At 68.5% G+C, this 1014-nt stretch carries 1 pseudogene; it reads right to left on the reverse strand.

Features of this window, described 5'->3' with window-relative positions:
- Positions 1 to 1014: pseudogene (locus tag QH283_RS28305) on the reverse strand (preprotein translocase subunit SecA); the annotation flags it as partial.

The raw sequence follows: 1014 nt of genomic DNA on the forward strand, positions 1-1014 counted from the left end.
GCACGGGCGCACCGCCGTTGCCGCCGTACTCCTCGGCGTCGCTGTGCACCGAGGCGCGGCCGCCCTCGTCGGGGCCGATGTAGTTCAGCCCGCGCGGGGCCTGGTCGGAGATGCCCTTGGCCAGCAGCGGGGCGGGGGCGGCGGGGGCGGCGGGCTGCGGGGCAGCGCCGACCGGGGAGCGCAGGCCCGGATCGACCGACACGCCGGTGGGCTGCGGCTGCTGCACCTCGACCTTGAGGTTGAACAGGAAGCCGACCGACTCCTCCTTCAGGCCGTCGAGCATGGCCATGAACATGTCGTAGCCCTCGCGCTGGTACTCGACCAGCGGATCACGCTGGGCCATCGCGCGCAGGCCGATGCCCTCCTTGAGGTAATCCATCTCGTAGAGGTGCTCGCGCCACTTGCGGTCGAGCACCGACAGCAGCACCTGGCGTTCCAGGTTGCGCATCGAGCCCTCACCCGCCAGGCCGTCGATCTCCTGCTCGCGCTTGGCGTAGGCGGCGTGGGCGTCGTCGAGGATGGCCTCGAGCAGCTCGTCGCGGGTCAGGTCGCGCTGCTCGCCCGCCAGCTCACCGGTCAGCTCGCGGTAGTCCAGGCTCACCGGGTACAGGGTCTTGAGCGCGGCCCACAGCTTCTCCAGATCCCAGTCCTCCACATAGCCTTCGGCGGTGGCGCCGTCGACGTAGGCGGTGAACACGTCGGTGATCATGTTCTGGACCTGACCCTCCATGTCCTCGCCACGCAGGATCCGGTTGCGCTCGCGGTAGATCACCGTGCGCTGCTGGTTCATGACCTCGTCGTATTTGAGGACGTTCTTGCGGATCTCGAAGTTCTGCTGCTCGACCTGGGTCTGGGCGCTCTTGATCGCCTTGGAGACCATCTTGGCCTCGATCGGCACGTCATCGGGCAGGTTGAGGCGGGTCATGATCGACTCCAGGGCCGCGCCGTTGATACCGGGGAACACCACGACGGCCACCCGCAGGTAGAACCCGCACACGCCCGCGTCGCCCAGGC

The sequence above is a fragment of the Nocardia farcinica genome, assembly GCF_029867845.1.
GTDB classification, from domain to species: Bacteria; Actinomycetota; Actinomycetes; order Mycobacteriales; family Mycobacteriaceae; genus Nocardia; species Nocardia farcinica_A.